Origin of the sequence: Paenibacillus sp. FSL H3-0469 (assembly GCF_038051945.1) — a bacterium.
Classification (GTDB): domain Bacteria; phylum Bacillota; class Bacilli; order Paenibacillales; family Paenibacillaceae; genus Paenibacillus_AQ.
The window spans coordinates 1,573,653-1,590,114 of the sequence record NZ_CP150302.1 but is presented as its reverse complement, the minus strand read 5'-3'; the positions used below and the strand labels follow the sequence as shown (position 1 = coordinate 1,590,114).

General features: G+C 53.6%; 9 protein-coding genes. 5 read left to right on the top strand and 4 right to left on the bottom strand.

Annotated elements, in window-relative coordinates; all coding sequences use genetic code 11:
* Positions 1-21: 21 nt before the first annotated feature.
* The 3 genes from NSS83_RS07020 (at position 22) to map (ending at position 4,606) form a co-directional block, all read left to right on the top strand.
* The gene (locus NSS83_RS07020) at positions 22-1,872 is read left to right on the top strand and encodes an assimilatory sulfite reductase (NADPH) flavoprotein subunit (protein WP_341185263.1); all 1,851 of its coding nucleotides are present in this window, start codon (positions 22-24) and stop codon (positions 1,870-1,872) included.
* A 33-nt stretch (positions 1,873-1,905) separates the two neighbouring features.
* Positions 1,906-3,621: an assimilatory sulfite reductase (NADPH) hemoprotein subunit gene (gene cysI / locus NSS83_RS07015; protein WP_341347956.1), complete on the top strand. Its 1,716-nt coding sequence runs from the start codon at positions 1,906-1,908 to the stop codon at positions 3,619-3,621.
* A 238-nt stretch (positions 3,622-3,859) separates the two neighbouring features.
* Positions 3,860-4,606, top strand: a complete 747-nt coding sequence (gene map / locus NSS83_RS07010) for a type I methionyl aminopeptidase (protein WP_036733023.1) — start codon at positions 3,860-3,862, stop codon at positions 4,604-4,606.
* Positions 4,607-4,696: 90 nt separating this feature from the next.
* On the opposite strand, the gene NSS83_RS07005 is transcribed toward map, so the two are convergent.
* The 4 genes from NSS83_RS07005 to NSS83_RS06990 all read right to left on the bottom strand — a co-directional run bounded on the left by NSS83_RS07005 (position 4,697) and on the right by NSS83_RS06990 (position 9,301).
* Positions 4,697-5,101 (bottom strand): CBS domain-containing protein, encoded by a 405-nt coding sequence (locus NSS83_RS07005; protein ID WP_036700824.1) that lies wholly within the window; start codon positions 5,099-5,101, stop codon positions 4,697-4,699.
* A gap of 215 nt (positions 5,102-5,316) precedes the next feature.
* A complete protein-coding gene (locus NSS83_RS07000) occupies positions 5,317-5,742 on the bottom strand; it encodes a VOC family protein (protein ID WP_341185052.1) in 426 nt (141 codons plus the stop codon).
* A gap of 320 nt (positions 5,743-6,062) precedes the next feature.
* A complete protein-coding gene (locus NSS83_RS06995) occupies positions 6,063-7,541 on the bottom strand; it encodes a hypothetical protein (RefSeq protein ID WP_341347955.1) in 1,479 nt (492 codons plus the stop codon).
* 308 nt (positions 7,542-7,849) lie between these two features.
* A complete protein-coding gene (locus NSS83_RS06990; RefSeq protein WP_341347954.1) occupies positions 7,850-9,301 on the bottom strand; it encodes a collagen-like protein in 1,452 nt (483 codons plus the stop codon).
* A gap of 516 nt (positions 9,302-9,817) precedes the next feature.
* On the opposite strand from NSS83_RS06990, the gene NSS83_RS06985 reads away from it, so the two are divergent.
* Together NSS83_RS06985 and NSS83_RS06980 are read left to right on the top strand one after the other, a co-directional pair.
* Complete coding sequence (locus tag NSS83_RS06985) at positions 9,818-10,984, top strand: small-conductance mechanosensitive channel (RefSeq protein WP_341347953.1); 1,167 nt, start codon at positions 9,818-9,820, stop codon at positions 10,982-10,984.
* Positions 10,985-10,996: 12 nt separating this feature from the next.
* Positions 10,997-16,420 (top strand): diguanylate cyclase, encoded by a 5,424-nt coding sequence (locus tag NSS83_RS06980; protein ID WP_341347952.1) that lies wholly within the window; start codon positions 10,997-10,999, stop codon positions 16,418-16,420.
* Positions 16,421-16,462 lie beyond the last annotated feature (42 nt).

Below are 16,462 nucleotides of genomic sequence, written 5' to 3'. Positions count from 1 at the left end.
GCTAAGGAGAGGTCGATATTGTTGCAACTACAAGTTACGAACAGTCCTTTTAATGAGAACCAGGCAGAGCTGCTGAACCAGCTGCTGCCCACGCTGACCCCTTCGCAGCAGGTATGGTTGAGCGGGTATTTATCTGCCGTGTCGCTGCAGGGCAATCAGGGATCAAGCATCCAAGCAGTATCCGCTGCTCCAGCAGTAATAGCAGAGTCGGCAACAGCCGCTCCGCAGCAAGCCTCGCGTGAAGTGACGGTATTGTTCGGCTCCCAGACCGGCAACTGCCAGCGGCTCGCGGTGAGCCTCTCCCGCAAGCTGGAGGAGCAGGGATTTAAGGTCACAGTGTCGGCAATGAACAGCTTCAAGCCGAATGGACTGAAGAAGACAGAGAACCTGCTGCTGCTGGTCAGCACCCATGGCGAGGGGGAACCGCCGGATAATGCCCGTGCCTTCCATGAATTCCTCTACAGCAAAAGAGCACCGCAGCTTCCAGGCTTGCGCTTCTCAGTACTCGCGTTAGGCGATACCTCCTATGAATTCTTTTGCCAGACGGGCAAAGACTTCGATCAGAAGCTGGAGGAGCTGGGTGCACAGCGGTTAAGCCCGCGTGTAGATTGCGACCTCGATTACGATGAACCGGTGGCCGAGTGGTTCGGTCAGGTCATCAGCGCACTTAACGGCGCACAGAATGCTTCAGGAATTGCGGATGCAGCGGTTCAGGCTGCTGAGAGCGCAGAGTCGCTGGAATCCGAATATTCCCGAAATCATCCTTTCCATGCCGAAGTACTGGAGAATCTGAATCTGAACGGCCGTGGCTCAGACCGTGAGACCCGCCATCTGGAGCTGTCGCTTGCCGGATCGAATATTACCTTTGAGCCGGGGGATTCGCTTGGCGTCTATCCCGAGAACCACCCGCAGCTGGTAGAAGAGATCATTGCCGCTATGGGCTGGGATGCGGATGAACGTGTTCCGCTGAATAAGAAGGGGGAAGAAGGCACGCTACAGGAGGCGTTGCTGCGGCATTACGAAATTACGGTGCTGACCAAGCCCCTCCTGGAACAAGCTGCTGGGCTTACCTCCGCACCTGCCCTTAAGGAACTTCTGACCCCCGGGCGGCAGCAGGAGCTGAAGGAGTATATACAGGGCCGTGATCTGCTGGATCTTATTCAAGACTTTGGACCCTGGAATGCTCCGGCCGGCATCTTCGTGACCATCCTGCGCAAGCTTCCGGCCCGGTTGTATTCCATTGCCAGCAGCTATAATGCCAACCCGGACGAAGTACACTTCACGGTGCGGGCTGTACGGTATGAGTCACATGGCCGTGAGCGTTATGGCGTTTGCTCGGTACACTGTGCTGAGCGTGTACAGCCGGGTGCCACCCTGCCGGTATATATCCAGAACAATCCGAACTTCAAGCTGCCCGCTGATTCCAGTGTACCGGTAATTATGATCGGTCCGGGCACAGGCGTTGCCCCGTTCCGTTCCTTCCTGGAGGAGCGCGAGGAGCAGGGCGCTGAGGGTCCAAGCTGGCTGTTCTATGGAGACCGTCATTTCGTTACAGACTTCCTCTACCAGACGGATTGGCAGCGGATGCTGAAAGACGGTGTCCTCAGCAGGCTGGATGTGGCCTTCTCACGCGACACTGAGGAGAAAGTGTATGTACAGCACCGTATTCTGGAGCAGAGCAAGGAGCTGTACCGCTGGCTGCAGGAAGGGGCGCATGTCTACGTATGCGGCGATGAGAAGCATATGGCCCACGATGTGCATTCTGCACTGCTTACAGTGATCCAGGAGGAAGGCGGACTAAGCCCGGAAGCGGCTGCCGCCTATCTGGAGAAGCTTCAACAGGAGCAGCGTTATCAGCGGGATGTCTATTAAGCGGGACTTAAGCGGAAGAGGAGAGAATCAGCAATGGCAAACAATGAACCAGTGGTGAAGCCGATTGGCGGTCCGCCGAGTGATGTTGAACATATTAAGCTGGAGAGCAATTATCTGCGCGGAGCGCTTGTCGAGACCCTCAGCAATCCGATTACAGGAGGGCTGCCGGAGGATGACAACCGGCTGCTGAAATTCCACGGCAGCTACATGCAGGATGACCGCGATCTGCGAAGTGAGCGGGAACGCTCCAAGCTGGAGCCGGCTTTCCAGTTCATGCTGCGGGTAGTAGCGCCCGGCGGTGTGGCGTCTGCTGCACAGTGGCTGGTCATGGATGAACTGGCTCACAAGTACGGCAATGGGACACTGCGCCTGACGACGCGGCAGGCTTTTCAGATGCATGGGGTGCTGAAGTGGAACCTCAAGAAGACGATTAGAACGATCAACGATACCCTGATGACCACGCTTGCGGCCTGCGGAGACGTTAACCGTAATGTGATGAGCGGCCCGAACCCGTATCAGTCGGAGGTTCATGCTGAGGTTCAAGAGTGGGCCAACAAAATCAGCGATCATCTTGCCCCGCGTACCCGTGCGTATCATGAGATTTGGCTGGACGGCGAAAAGGTTGTGGACAGTAAGGTGGTTGAGCCGATCTACGGCCCGGTCTACCTGCCCCGCAAATTCAAGATTGGGTTGGCGGTGCCTCCGTCCAATGATGTGGATGTATTCTCCCAGGATCTGGGCTTCATCGCCATTCTGGAGGACGGCAAGCTGGCCGGCTTCAACGTATCAGTCGGCGGCGGTATGGGAATGACGCATGGCGATACGAATACGTATCCCCAATTGGGACGGATTATCGGCTTCTGCCGTCCGGAGCAGATGATTGATCTCGCCGAGAAGACGGTTACGATCCAGCGTGATTACGGCAACCGTTCGGTGCGCAAGAACGCCCGCTTCAAGTACACGATCGACCGGCACGGGCTGGAGTGGTTCAAGGGAGAGCTGCACGAACGGTTGGGCTGGACGCTGGAGCCGGCGCGCGACTATCACTTTGATCATAATGGCGACCGATATGGCTGGGTGAAGGGGATGGACGGCAAATGGAACCTGACGCTCTATATCCAGAGCGGACGGATTCAGGATCAGGAGGGCTACCCGCTGATGACCGGCCTGCGCGAGATCGCCAAGATTCACAGCGGAGACTTCCGGCTGACCCCGAACCAGAATCTGATTATCGGCGGTGTGACCCAGGCGAAGAAGCGCAAGATTACAGAGCTTGCCAAGCAATACGGGCTGACCGACGGTGCCCATCATTCTGCACTGCGCAGAAGCGCGTTATCCTGTGTAGCCCTGCCGACCTGCGGGCTGGCTATGGCGGAGGCGGAGCGTTATTTGCCGCACCTGCTGGATAAGCTTGAGGTTATCATCGATGAAGCCGGGCTGCGGAATGAAGAGATTATCATCCGTATGACTGGCTGCCCTAACGGCTGTGCCAGACCGGCGCTGGGCGAGATTGCTTTTATCGGAAAAGGTCCGGGCAGATATAATATGTACCTGGGTGCAGGCTTTACCGGAGACCGGCTGAACAAGCTGTACAAGGAGAACATTGACGAGCAGGAGATTCTGGCGACCCTTGGGCCAATCATTCACCGCTATGCCAAGGAACGCAGCACCGGTGAACACTTCGGGGATTTTGTGATCCGCAGCGGATATGTCAAGGCAGTTACTTCGGGGCTCAATTTTCACGACTAACGGCTGATGCCTGGCGGTCTGCATATGCCATAGCTACCAGTAACTTGTACGGAATAGCCATCATAGGAAGGTTAGTTATGAGCCTGTTTTCTGGTGTTTTTGCGGAAGACAGGTTTATTTTGTTTGTTTATTTGGATTTTCGGAAGTTTTCTTACATAATATAGAGTAGCAATACCCCATTATAATCAAGAGCCATTATATAGTGAGTAATGGATTCTGTACAGAAGAGGCGAATTGAATGATCATTATGAAATCGATGGAAGAGATTGAGAAGATGCGGGCAGCCGGCAAAATCCTGGCGGAATGCCACCGGCAGATTGCCGGGTTGATCAAGCCGGGAATTACGACCTGGGAGATCGACCAGTTTGCCGAGAAGTTCATCCTCTCCCAAGGAGCAACCCCGGAGCAAAAAGGTTATCACGGTTATCCATATGCCACCTGCGCATCTGTGAATGATGTCATCTGCCATGGCTTCCCTAAGCATGAGGAGCTGAAGGATGGAGATATTGTAACGATTGATATGGTAGTCAACCTGAACGGCTGGCTGGCGGATTCAGCCTGGTCCTACGGGGTGGGTACAATTAGTGAGCAGGCGGAGAAGCTGCTGGCGACAACCAAGGAATCCCTGTTCAAAGGCATAGAGCAGGCGGTAGCCGGCAACCGCATAGGCGACGTAGCGCATGCTATTCAGGTATATGCCGAATCTAACGGTTATTCCGTCGTCCGGGACTTCATTGGTCACGGGATTGGTTCCGAGATGCACGAAGCACCTGAAGTGCCTCATTACGGCCCGGCCGGCAAAGGCCCGCGGATTAAGGAAGGCATGGTGTTCACCATCGAGCCTATGCTCAATACCGGCAGCTACCGGACCAAGGTGGATGCAGACGGGTGGACTGCGCGCACCATTGACGGAGGTTTGTCGGCCCAGTATGAGCATACGCTGGCGGTCACCCCGCAGGGCACGATTATTTTGACAGAGCTATAGAAGAATTAAGGGGTTAAAGACCCGCATCACGCAGCAAAGGCAGGGCCGTCCATGGAGGACAGTCCTGCCTTTGCTGCAGCTGCAGCTGAGTTAATCGGTAATATTCCGTGTGTAATACTCGATGATATCCTTGCGGCGGATGATGCCGAGGAAGATTCCGCTGTCGTCCACTACCGGGACGAAGTTCTGGTCTGCTGCCAGGGTCAGCATATCCTCCATCTGCGCGTGGATTTCTACGCTCTCGTTATGCACATGACGCTGAATGGAGCCAACGGTCACCTCGTTCATATTCGCGAAGCTCAGACCATCGGTATTCTTCAGCTTCCATAGCAGATCGCCCTCCGACAAGGTCCCAACATATTTCCCGGCATCGTCAATAATCGGAATGGCCGAATAATAATGATTCTCCAGCTGATCCAGCGCTTCCCGCATAGAGATCGAGGAGGTGATGAATGCAACCTGATCCTTGGGCAGCAAAAATGAGGATATTTCCATAAGTTAGTCTCCTTTACAGTAGGATGAAATACATAACGTTATTACAATTAAAACATAGAACAGGATGTAAGCGCATTAAAAATCAGGTTACAACTTTGAAATGTTGCGTTTACGCTGCGGAGATGAGGCCACAGAAAAAAGGATATGCTGTCCTTCCAGGGGAAGAACCGTCATATCCTGAGCTGCTTTTGTGAAAAGTAAACTACCTAAGGGAGTCAGGCGTTCTGGCCGTTATCATGGCTAAGCTGCCAGTGAATGCCGAACTTGTCCTTCAGGTTCCCGTAGGCCTGGCTCCAGAAGGTCTCCTGCAGCTCCATGTGTACAGTTCCGCCTTCTTTCAGCTTGTTGAACCAGAGACGAATCTTCTCTTCATCGGTATCGCTCACCGTTAGGCTGATATTATTCCCTTCCGTGAACGGCATGCCGGGGAATACATCAGAGAACATGACCGGGCTGCCGGCAATCATCAGATTGGCGTGCATGACAAGATGTTTGGCTTCTTCCGGTACAGGATGGGACGGATCGGGCGGAGCCTCGCCGAAGGTCATGATATGCGGAGGCTCGGTCCCGAACACTTCAGCGTAATATTCTACAGCCTTGCGGGTATTGCCATTGAAATTCAAATACACATTGATTGCCACATCTGTCACTCCTCTAGTGTTAAATTAAGGCAAGGACGTTACGGTCCCATTGTATCATGCGCCTGTGCATTCACAAATATTCGGGGCAGGCTGTGCCATCATCACCTTGGAGAAGCCGGTGGATGCTAGAACAGCTTGAAAGCGCATTAAAAATCAGGTTACAACTTTGAGATGTTGCTTTTATGCTGCGGTTACGAGGCCATGCAAAAAAGGATACGCCGTCCTTCCAGGGGAAGAAACGACATATCCTAAGCCGCTTTTGAAAAGGAGAGTTACCTAAGGACATCAGCTTTTATAGCTCTTGCCTTATTACCTTTGAATTACAGGACCTGATAAATGCTCAAATTCGACCAAGTAGGGGGATTAAACTCGGCAGTGCCCGAAGCAAGAGTGATAGAAGCCGTCAAGGTTAACGTTGGATTAGGGCCGGCACCAGTCTGGATTAAACCGCTGGATTCCTGGGTGAAGGCGGCTAAACCAGAACCAGCTGCATTTCTCTGCGTGCCAGTGCTTATATTTTGTTGAACGCCGTCGAGGAAAACCAATATTTGTGAAGCAACGACGGGAATACTCCCATTTGATATTCGAATTCTAAAATTAAAAGAAACAAAGTAGAAGCTATTGGGTTGCAATTGAATACCTTGGCCGCCGTTCACAAGAGAGATACCTGAGCCATTAATAAAATTTGTTATAAATGTGATATTCGTTGCCGCACTTGCTACTGAACCCGTTGGGTGAAAATTGGCATTGTTGGCTACGGGGCCGGTCGGGCCCGTCTCACCAGTTACGCCCGTCGCGCCGGTAACGCCCGATGCGCCGGTAACCCCGGTTAAGCCAGTCATACCCGTTACATCACCGGTTGAACCTGTCGCGCCGGTAACCCCTGTCGCACCTGTTACCCCGGTTAAGCCAGTCATGCCCGTGACCTCACCGGTAAGCCCGGTTGCGCCCGTTAGACCCGTGGCACCCGTCACCCCCGTCAAGCCCGTCATGCCTGTCACCTCACCGGTAAGCCCGGTCGCGCCTGTCATGCCCGTGACCTCACCGGTACCCCCGGTAGCACCCGTTAGACCTGTGGCACCCGTCAAGCCCGTCAAGCCCGTCATGCCAGTAACGTCACCGGTAAGTCCGGTAGCGCCGGTTACGCCGGTAGCGCCAGTGACGCCGGTAGCGCCAGTGATTCCTGTGGCACCCGTCACTCCGGTAGCACCGGTCACGCCTGTGGCGCCGGTGATCCCCGTGGCACCTGTGTCCAAGGTTGCGCCCGTTATGCCCGTGGCACCCGTCGCTCCGGTCATGCCAGTAACGCCGGTTGCTCCGGTTACACCAGGCCCAGTCACCCCGGTAGCACCTTGCACTCCAACCGGGAGCCACCCGTCGGGATAAGTCACCCCGCCATTCTGACTGCTGCGATAGTATAAAGCCGAATCGGAAAAATAAAGCTGTTGTACATAATCTCCAACACGTGATACATAAATCGTCCATACCGACGGGTCTGCGACTCCCGTAGGACCATTCACTGGGCCAGCCGGATCAGCGGGGATTCCCGAGCTGCTGTATACACCAGCAGTTCTAAATTCATTCAAGTCGTTGGTTGAAGCTTCATCATTGCTGATTGGAAAGACACCGGCTGTTACACCGAGCGCCACATCTCCGGTTAACCCATTGACACTAAGTGCTCCACCCTCTGCTCCCGGAGCTCCGATAGGTCCAGCAGGACCAACAACCGGTCGAATATCTGCAGCTGTCTGGAGCTTGGATTGCAGCATCATTTCATGGCGGATAATTTTTTTTAACATAGCTTGAGTACTGCTACTGACCTGACCTAATTCGGCAAGTGTAACGGGAGTGGTTCCTGGAAGGGTGCCGACCGCATACTGAATCTTCTCTCCTTCAGCATTGAGGATATGCGCCAGTCCTAATTCCTCCATGGCAATAGAGGAAAATAATAGATTAATTACATCGTCCTGCGATATGGATATCGTTGGGGTGATATTGGGCAGGTTCGGTTTTGACAAGTGATTCCCTCCTTATCTACAAAATGGGCAGGGGGCTCTTGCCCCCTTGCTCATCCCTTAATCCTCCTCAAAAAGCGGAATCTGTTCGTTTAACGGAACCGGATAATACTCAGGTTAGACCGATCCGTAACATAAGTTCCCGTACCGGCGCTTAGGTTATAAGTAGCATCGAGAGTCATGGTATTGTCAGTGGCGCCGGTCTGAAGAAAACCATTTCCTTCTAGAGAGAAATACACGGTAGCTCCAATCCCGCCATTTTTTTGTCCGGTAACCGTTATAGGCTGGACATTACCGTTCAATCTAACTATCATTTCAGAACTGGTTACATTGTTTGTTTCAGCAGAGAGCTCAATAGTTATGGTAAACGAAACATAATATAAGCTGTTTGGGAGCACCGTGATATTGCTTGGGGGCGTTCCAAGTTCAATTCCGCTGCCATTAATAAAAATTTCTTGAAATACAATAGGTGTTAAGGTCGAAGGTACTGCAGCCGTTGCGGGCTCAAACATCGCATTGTTAGTTACAATAATAGGCCCGGTGACGCCGGTAGCTCCCGTAACACCGGTAGCTCCGGTGAGTCCAGTGGCCCCTGTCAAACCAGTAGCGCCAGTGAGCCCGGTCTCCCCAGTGATGCCAGTAGCCCCGGTGACGCCAGTGGCTCCGGTGAGTCCGGTAGCCCCCGTCCCCCCGGTCTCCCCGGTGAGTCCGGTAGCCCCTGTCAAACCAGTAGCGCCAGTGAGCCCGGTCTCCCCAGTGACGCCGGTAGCCCCGGTGAGTCCAGTGGCTCCGGTGAGTCCGGTAGCCCCCGTCACCCCGGTCTCCCCAGTGACGCCGGTAGCCCCGGTTAAACCAGTAGCCCCGGTGTCACCGGTCGCTCCAGTGAGTCCGGTGGCTCCGGTGACGCCCGTGGCTCCGGTAACGCCGGTAGCCCCGGTAACGCCGGTAGCCCCGGTAACGCCGGTAGCTCCTGTCAATCCAGCAGCCCCGGTGACGCCAGTAGCCCCCGTCACACCAGTAGCCCCCGTCCCCCCGGTAGCTCCGGTCTCACTGGTGGCTCCGGTGACGCCGGTGGCCCCAGTCTCACCGGTGGTTCCGGTTGGCCCGCGAGCACCGATTTCTTGCCAATCTGACCAGCTCTGGCCACTGTCTGGACTACTGCGGTAATATAATGCTAGGTTGGAAATATACAACTGCTGGATATAAGGCCCTACCTGGGAGACGTAAATCGTCCATGACGGAGGATTGTCAACTCCCAGTGGACCATGTTCCGGACCTACACCAATTGGATTTCCCGAGCTATACACCCCGGCATTGATTAATCCGTTCAAATCTTGGGTTGATGGTTCATCGTTACTGATTGGAAAGACACCAGCCTCTGTACTCAACACAACATTGCCCGTCAATCCATTGACGCTGTTTACTGCACCGGCAGCGCCGGTTACCCCCGTGGCTCCTGTGGGTCCGACTAATGATGGAATATCGGAAGCGGAGGTGAGTTTTGAATCCAACATCATTTCGGTGCGGAATACGGAATCGAGCATCGATTGAGCACTGCTGTTTATCTGAAGAACCTCACCCAACGTAGCAGGTGTGCTCCCCGGAAGTGTGCCCAAGGCAAATTGGATGTTTTCCCCTTGGGCATTAATAACATGCGCTAAGCCCAACTCTTCCATTGCAATGGAAGAAAATAATAGGTTAAGCACATCATCTCGAGATAAAGTGATCGTTGGCGTGATATTGGGCAGATTAGGCTGTGACAATATAACCCCTCCTTTTATATAAGATACATCACTCTATTCAGGTGTATTAGTTGCAGTGTTAGGCATATCATTCATTTAAGTAGACTTTATGGATTTAATAATTGGTGTAATAGAATTCGCCAGAAGCCCGTTTTCACCTGCATTATGCCCCGCACAGTTGCTCCATACGTCATGGAAATGGACGGTGGGGCATTTTTTTGTGTGCAGTCAGCAGGAATAAACTGGAGTGTTATCGAATATTAGCGATTATCAACAAAATTCGACTTTCAACTACATACATACGCGGGGGTTTGCGCAATGAAAACATGGAAAAAGACAGTATTCTTGATCGTTACCTTCGGACTGATCTTTCTGCTCCCGTTACTCGGCAGTCTGGCAAAATGGAAGGGGCTGCCCCTGGGTTACGGGGACTTCCCGGCCCAGAAGGTTGAAGCAGACCCCGGATTCAGCCTGCTCTATTTCTCGCTTGCCTGCGTCGTGGCCCTGGTTATCACACTGGTGCTGGTATTCCCCCGCTGGTTCGGCTTCAAGAAGACGGAAGAGGCACCCAGGAAGGCGGGGCAAGCCACCCCTTTCCCGGTCTGGTTCTGGTGGAGCCTGCCGGTCCTTGCGCTTAGCTGGTTCCTGATGTGGGCACGGGTTAAGCTGTTTATCTCTCTGGAGCATTACACGTTTGTTCCCCTCTGGTGGTCCTTTATTCTGATTCTGGACGGGCTGGTCTACCGGAGAAATCACGGAGCTTCAATCATCTCGCGCAAGCCCCATGTAATGCAGCTGCTCGCAGTGGTGTCCTGCTTCAGCTGGTTTGCTTTTGAATACCTGAATTTCTTCGTGCTGGAGAATTGGTATTATCCTAATAATGAAGTCTTCTCTAACTTCGGCAATGTGTTCTGGTTCTCCTTATCCTACACCACCGTTCTTCCGGCCATCTTCGAATGGTACTTACTCCTCAAGACCTTCCGTCTGTTCCGCAACCGTTATAGTCATGGGCCTAAGCTGAACGTATCACGCATGTGGCTGATCATCTATTATATTCTCGGGCTGATCCTGGCCTTCGGCATGGGCTATTATCCGTACCTGCTGTTCTGGGTGCTGTGGGTTGCGCTGGTTCCGATGCTGTCCGCAGCGATGGCGCTTGCCGGTTACTGGACTCCCTTCACCCCGGTGAAGAACGGAGACTGGTCCAAGGTCATTCTGGTGGGACTGGCTACGGTGTTCAACGGCTTCTTCTGGGAGTTCTGGAACTTTGGCAGTGAGTGGTTCCATGACGATGCCCCTACCAATCCGAATTACTGGAAATACTCGGTGCCGTATCTGGACAAATTCCATATTTTCTCCGAGATGCCGGTTCTGGGCTATTTCGGTTATCTGTTCTTTGGGCTAAACTGCTGGATTATCTGGCTGATCGCTGCCTATGTATTTAAATTCGATGCCGATATTGAGATTACGGGAGAACAAGGCTAAAGGTGGAGTACAATGATTGCTAATGACCATTATCAGGTCCTGGAGACCATTTCAGATAATCCCATAAAAGCAGTGTACCGGTGCACCGAGGCTGCCTCTGCAGAAACGGTCATTCTCAAGGTGTTAAAATCGGAGTATGCCGGCACTGAAGCGGTGATGCGCTTGAAGCAGGAATATAAGCTGCTTACAGAGCTCAGTACTAGCACAGACGGGGTTATCCGTCCCCTGAGGCTTGAGGAGCAGAACGGCCTGTATGTCATGGTCCTTGAGGATATAGCCGGACGTTCGCTGAAGCGGATTCTGTCGGAAGAACAGCCGGGGGAGAAGGCCTTGCTGAAGCTGGCGGTTAAGGTTACGGATATTCTGGGCTCCATTCATGAGCAGAACGTTATCCATAAGGATATCAAGCCGTCGAATATCATCTGGAACCGGGAACGGGATATTGTCCAGGTGATTGATTTCGACCTTGCAGTGAAGCTGTCCAAGGAGAGGCGGGATTTCCAGAACAGCGGCGTGCTGGAGGGCAGTCTGCCGTACATCTCACCGGAACAGACCGGCCGGATGAACCGGAATATTGATTACCGGAGCGACTACTATTCACTGGGTGTGGTCCTGTATGAGATGATGACCGGCCTTATGCCGTATCCATCGTCCGAGATGCTGGATCAGATCTATTCCATTATTGCGAAAGAAGCCGTCTCCCCTTACCATGCAACCGGAGGCAAGGTTAGCAGGGGCTTATCGGCCGTTATTATGAAGCTGATGGAGAAGTCTTCGGAGGACCGGTACCGAAGCGCTCACGGCATCAAGGCCGATCTGAAGAAATGCCTGGCCGGTCAGGAGGATTTCGTGATTGGAACGGAGGACCTCCTGAACACCTTCCGCATTCCGCAAAAGATAGTGGGCAGACAGCAGGAGCTGTCCACCCTGGAGTCAGCCTTCCGCAGCAGCGTGAGCGGGAGTTCACAGGTCATGCTGGTCTCCGGTGACGCAGGTGCAGGCAAAACGGCACTGGTCCATGAGCTGCACCGGACGATCAGCCGGGAGAAGGGGCTGTTCGCGGAAGGGAAGTTCGACCAGTACAATAAGAACATTCCGTACAGTGCGCTCATTCAGGCCTTCCGCAGGCTGGTCAGCCAGCTTCTGGAGAGCCCCGATGAGGCGTATAAGCGTGAGATCACCCGTTCGCTGACCCGGTTGCTTGGCGGGAATGGCGGTGTGATTACGGGATTGATTCCTGAGCTGGCCGACTGGATAGGAGCCCAGCCGGAGCCGGAGCTGCTGAGTCCGGCCGAGGAGACGAACCGGTTCTTCCTGACCTTTGCCAAGTTCGTGCAGGGGGTGATACATCCGGACCGGCCGCTGGTCCTCTTCCTGGATGATGTCCAGTGGGCGGATTATTCCAGCCTGCAGCTGGTGGAGAAGCTGGTGCTGGATAATCATCTGCAGCGGATGCTTGTGATCTGCTCCTTCCGGCAGAATGAGATCCACGAAGGTCATCCGCTGTTCTCCGCGATGGTTAAGATCGGCAAAAATCGTGAAGTTGGACGTATTCACCTTCAGCCGCTGCAAGAGACGGATGTGCAAAGCCTTGTGGCTGACACGCTATACAGCAGCATGGAACGGGTCGAAGGGATAACCGGACATTTATACAAGCGGTCGAAGGGGAATTCCTTTTTCCTGACGGAAATGCTGAAGGATCTTCACCGGCGCGGGATTATCTTTTTCGATAAGCAGAACGGGGAATGGAGCTGGAGCCTGGAGCAGCTGGAGGCACTGCCGGTCCATGACAGTGTGGTGGATTTCCTGGTAGGACAGCTGCAGCATCTGCCTGAGGAGGTCCGTCATATCCTGATGCTAAGCTCGGCGGCCGGCAGTGTGTTCGATTACGGGATGCTGACGCTAATCGGAGAAGAAGCGCCGGAGGTGATTGCTGCGGCGATTACCCGGGCTGTCCAGGAAGAATATATCGTTCCTGCCGACCATAAGTACGCCATATTCTCGGCTACACTTGCCGAATCCGGCCGCGAGGCTGCCCAGATGGGGATCCGGCTGAAATTCGCCCATGACCGGATTCAGCAGGCCTTCTATCAGCTGCTTGATCCTGAACGGGGGAAGAGGCTTCATCTTAGTATCGGCCGGCTCCTGCTGCGGAATCTGGCAGAGGACGAAGTGGAGGACAAGCTGGTCGATATCGCCACCCACATCAATCAAGGACTGGGGTTAATCACCGACAGCTCGGAGGCACGTGAGGTGGTCGCTCTGAATTTGCGGGCAGCCCATAAGGCCAAAGCAGGATACGGGTATGATTCTGCCTTCCTGCTGCTGGAAGCGGCAATGGAGTTGCTCCCGGAGCAGATCTGGAGCACAGATCCGGGGCAGGCAGCGGAGATCTACAGGCTGTATGCGGAATGCAGCTATCTCACCCATCATATCGGTCAGGGGGATCAGGCTTGCCGTCTGCTGCTTGAGCAGACTACGGAGCGGATGGCTATTGCGGAAATCTACGAGATGCAGACCAATCATTATATGTACCTCGGTATGATGCCCGAGTCGATTGCTTCGGGGAGACAGGGACTGAAGGCGCTCGGAATTAAGATTCCGGCCAAGGTTGGAATGCCCGCAGTCCTTAAGGAACTGCTGGCCGTTAAGGCCGCGTTGCGGGGGAGAACGCCGGAGACGATTTTTGCACTGCCGGAGATGCAGGACCCGGAGATGAAGCTGGTGATGCGGCTGCTGGTTAACTTTATACCGCCGGCGTTTATCTCGGGGGAGACCTCACTGTTCGGGCTGGTGGTGCTGAAGAAGGTGGGTCTGACACTGAAATACGGCAACTCGCCGGAGTCGGCGCTTGCTTTTATCGGCTATGCCATGCTCTTGTCAGGCTTCGGGGATACCCCGGGGGCCTTCGCTTATGGACGACTCGGGATCAGAATTAACGACAAATTCAATGATTTGCAGTGGAAAGGTGCCGCGCATGTTCTGTATACGCTATTCAGCCACGCCTGGACTGAGCCCTGGGATACGCTCCAGGACTGGTTCGGCACCTCGATTGAAGCCAGTCTGCGGACAGGGGATCTGCTCTACCTCGCCCATTCTGCCTTCTATGTGAATCTCTGGAATCCGTCGATGGACATCCCGGCCTTGATTCAGGAAAGTGCCCGTACGATCTCTATGATCGAGAATACGAAATATAAGGAGTCGCTTGCCACCGCACAGCTGGCCCGCCAGTATTATCTCAGTCTTGCCGGTGAGCTTCCGGAGCGTACCTCATTCAATAATGAAGTCTTTAGTGAAGAGGTTTATCTGCACGAATTGCAGGGGGCAAGGTATTACTCGGGAATTGCCATCTATTATATCTACAAAATGAAGCTGCTGTTTCTCTACGAAAAGCATGATGAAGCGCTGGAGTACATTGAGCGGGCGTATCCGATTATCGGGACGCTGGCCGGATCGGCTTTTATGGAGGAGTTCGCACTGTACACGTTCCTGAATCTGGCTTATGCTTACAAGGGTTTGGGGGTAGGCGGCAAGCGGAAGGCCAGATCCAGAATGCGCAAGGAGCTTGGCCGGGTACGCAAATGGGCCAGCAATGCACCGGGAACCTTCCGCCAGCATGAATATCTGATGAGGGCCGAATGGGCTAGGATCTCCGGGAACAGCACCCGCGCAGGCTATTATTATGATCTGGCCATTGAGGCCAGCGAGCAGGGCAGCTTCATCCGCTATAAGGCACTCTGCAACGAGCTGGCGGCCCGGTACTATATGGACAAAGGCTTCAATGAGTTCGCCGCCTATCTGCTCAGACAATCCGAATATTATTATTCGGTCTGGGGCGCCAAGGAGAAGATCGCGTTCATCAAGGAGCGTTACCCCGCCCTGGCTCAAAAAATCAGCACCAAGGAGTTCATGCACGGCAGGACGGTGACGGACTATACGGCGAGCATCGACCTCAATTCCATTATTCTGGCTTCGCAGGCCATCTCCAAAGAAATTGAACTGAACCACCTGCTGGAAGCGCTGATGCAGATCGTGATCAAGAATGCCGGGGCGCAGCGGGGCTGCATCCTGATGACCTCCAAGGCCAATCTTCTGGTCGAAGGGGAATATAAAGCGGATACGGACCGGATCTCAGTGGCCATTCATGAGTCGCATCAGCTGGATAATCTGCCTGCTTCGATCATCAGAGCGGTGGAGGAGAGCCGGGAGAGCCTGATCTACAATGATGCCTATTCCGAGACTCCATTCGTGAATGATCCTTATATTGTGAGGCAGCAGCCGAAATCGATGGTCTGCATGCCGCTGATTAACCAGAATAAGACGATTGCCATCATCTATCTGGAGAATAATCTGGTGACCGGCGTATTCACTGAGGAACGGATGAAGATTATCAATCTGCTGTCCAGAGAGATGGTCTTCTCGCTTGAGAATGCCACTCTGTATAATGAGCTTGAGCGTTCTGAGGAGAAGTACCGCCAACTGGTCAACAACCTGCAGGACGGGGTGTTCGTGGTCCAGGATATGCGCTGTGTCTATGTTAATGAGGCTCTGGAGCAGATGCTCGGCTACCAGCCGGGCGAGATGCTGGAGCAGCCCTTCGGGAATTTCATTACCCCCCCGGAGCGGGAGAAGGTGATGCATTATTATGCCAGACGGGTCGAGGGCAAGCAGGCACCGGAAGAGTACGAGACAAGGCTTTTGCATAAGGATAAGTCCCTTGAAGTCATCGCCATTCACAAGGTCGTCAGAATCATGTATCAGGATAAGCCGGCCATTCAGGGAACGATTAAGGATATCACTGAGCGTAAGAAGGCGGAGGAGGAGCTGCGGCGGCACAAGGAGCATCTGGAGGAACTGGTGGCGGAGCGGACGAAGGAGCTGGAGTTTAACAACGGGGAGCTCAGCAAGTATATCGGGCTAATTGAACGGATCTCCATCACCGATGAATTAACCGGGCTGTACAACCGCAGATACTTCAATAAGCTGTTCCTGGAAGAGGTGGACAAGGCTGCTGCCGGCAAACGGTATTTAACCTACCTGATGCTGGATATTGATTATTTTAAAAAATACAATGATACCTACGGGCACTATGAAGGCGATACGGTACTGCGCAGAATAGGCGGGGTTCTAAAGGAACTGGCTGAACAGGCAGATGGAACCGCGTTCCGGCTGGGCGGGGAGGAATTTGGGATTGTGGCTGCCGGGCTGACTCCGCCAGAGTCCCGCGTGTTTGCTGAATTGATCAGACGAAGCATTGCGGAGCTGGGGATACAGCATGATCTAAGTCCGGAATACGGAAGAATTACCGTCTCGATTGGCGTAGCCGCCGTCCTTGTGGATGGTCTGCGCGAGGAGGATATCTACAAGCTGGGTGACGATGCACTGTACCAGTCCAAGGCAGAAGGCCGCAACTGTGTTACATTGTTCGGGCGATAGGATTAGAGCGATAAGAGATGTACATAAATAAATAAGATTAGG